The 2403-nt window shown below is 65.1% G+C and carries 1 protein-coding gene; it reads right to left on the reverse strand.

Annotated elements, in window-relative coordinates:
- Window positions 1–2401, reverse strand: a 2401-nt coding sequence (locus EN939_RS30125; RefSeq protein WP_127271306.1) for an SPOR domain-containing protein, incomplete at its 3' end; no start/stop codon positions are given.
- Window positions 2402–2403: the final 2 nt, after the last annotated feature.

The raw sequence follows: 2403 nt of genomic DNA on the forward strand, positions 1-2403 counted from the left end.
GCGCAATGCGGTCCTCGGACTTGGGCGCGGGCGCCGTATTGTCGGCAGAAGCGTTGTCGGCCGAAGCGGCGCCGGCCATCGGCGCGGCATTGCCGACATCGGTTCCAGCGGCGGCTGCATTCTGGTCCGGCGAAAGGTCGATGGCGCGGGCCGGATCTTTCGCCTGGACGTCCACTGGCTCTTCGACGTTGGTGACCAGCTTTTCCTGGACCGGCTCGGCTGGCTTGGCGCCCCTGACCGCGTCGTAGACCTTGTTGTCCTGATTGGGCACCACGGCGCCGCCCGGATTCTCCGGCTTGACCTTGATCGGCGCGTTGTCGGCCTTGACGATGACAGGCGCTTCGCTGCCGCCCTTGCCGCCAAAGGACAGCGCAAAGGCCCCGAGACCGCCCGCGACCGCGACCGCGCCGACAATCGCGGCGATGAACAGTCCGCGTCCGCGCGTCGGCCTCCCGGCCTCACGCTCGCCGAGACCCGGAACAGCCATAGCCTCGTCGAGTTCGGGATCGTAGTCGAGTTCATCGACAGTAAAATCATCGGCTTGCGAAACCGGCTGGCTCCCTGGCAGGCCGTCGAGGTCGAAGCCGGAGGCGTCGGCATAACCCGTGGGCGCCGCCGCGCGGGCGGACATGTCCATCGGCCGCGCGGCATAGGTCCGCGCTTCCGGCTCATAGCCCGGCTTGAGCCCGTCGTAGCCCGGCTTGACCCCGTCATATGCCGGCTTGAGGCTGTCATAGCCCGGCTTGAAGCCCGCGGCATAGGAGTCATCATCGTAAGACGCGCTGGCCACATTGCTCGTGGGAACAGGAGCGACCTCCACCGCGTTCATCTCGGAGAGAAGGCTGGAGAACTCCGCATCGAGATCGTCGTAGCCAGACGACGCCGGCTGGTCTTCCTCGAAGTGCAGTTCGGGAATATCGAGATCGTCGGCTAGCGCGACGACACGCTCGGGTACATCGACCGTTTCGACGTCGGGCATGTCTTCGTAATGCGCAGGCTGGCGCGATTGGGGCGCCGGCACCGGGGCAGCGGGAGCCACGGTCTCGACCGGCTCGGACGAACGGTAGGACGTCATGGCGGCGACTGCCGGCGCGGCGGCCACGGATGCCACCGAAGCGGCCGGCTGAGCAAACGCAGGCTGAGCACTGAATGACGGCTGCTGCGGAACCGGCGTCACGCGGCTCCACGAACGCGTCGGCTCTGCCGGTTGGGAACGCTCCGCAAGCCAATCGAGAGAATCCGCCGAATTGTCCCGGTCAGTGGCTTCGTCACGCGGATCAAGATCCTTGGGCAAAGCCGCGTCGAACGCATCATCGTCGAAATCGACATCGCCAGCCGTGTGCCAAGTCGTATCCTGGAGTTCATCAAGCATAAGGTCGTCAATATCCGCATCGGCCGCTTGGGCCGTGCCAACATGCCGGTCCTGCTCAGGCGCGGGTTCGTCAAGATCCCAGTCGAGGTCGCCGACAAGATCGGCCGGTTCCTCGGCGGGCTCGGCAACAGGCGGCAGGGCGGCGACAGCCGGCTGAGCCGTGACGGGCTCACTGGCGACCAGCGCCGTGCGCGCCGTCATGGCACCCAGCAGCGCATTCAACTCGTCTTCCAGGCTCCGTTCGTCCGCGGCCGGGGCATGCGCCGCCGGCGCAACATGAGCCTCTGGCGCCGCCGGCTGGACCGTAGCGGCAGCAACCTCGGCGACCGGCTCTTCGGCCGTTTCGGCAAACGCGTCGTCCAAACTTAGGTCGAAAGCATCGTCCGAAATGCCTTCAGGGATGGGAATGTCGCCGTTCGCGTCAGTGATATCGACAAGCGCATCATGCGCGTGCGGCTCGTCGAAGGCATTCGGCTCATCCGCGCGAACGTCGAAATCCATGTCGACATCAGCCATCGCGTCGTCGAAATGGCCGGCAAAGCTCTCATCGGAAATTGCATGGCCGTCACGCGCCGCCTGCTCCGGCATGGGATACTTGACGGGCTCGGCGGCCATGAATGACTGTTCGGCCGCCGAATGGTCGTCGAGCACCAGCTCGTCTTCAAGCGAGACTGCCACCGCATCGTCGAATTCGTCATCGGAGGCAACTGGCTCGATAGAAGCGGGCGTGTCGGCAACGGCGTACTGGGCCTCTTCAGCGTACTGGGCCTCTTCGGCTTCCTCATCGATCCGGAGGTCCTGGTCGAGCGAAATGGCCAGCTCGTCCGCCATCGAATGATCGTCCTCGAAGGGAGAGACGTCCTCAAGCGAACCGGCGACGGCATCGTCAAAATCAGACGCGAAAGCCGGCTCGACGGACGGCGCCGCTTCAGCTGCGACCGCATGGCTGGCGCCGGCGACGTGATCGTCTATCTCAGCCATGTCCAGTTGGAAATCGTTGTCGAGCGACACCGAAAGCTCATCGTCCATCG

This window comes from Mesorhizobium sp. M7A.F.Ca.CA.002.05.1.1, from assembly GCF_003998335.1.
In the GTDB taxonomy this organism is placed as follows: domain Bacteria; phylum Pseudomonadota; class Alphaproteobacteria; order Rhizobiales; family Rhizobiaceae; genus Mesorhizobium.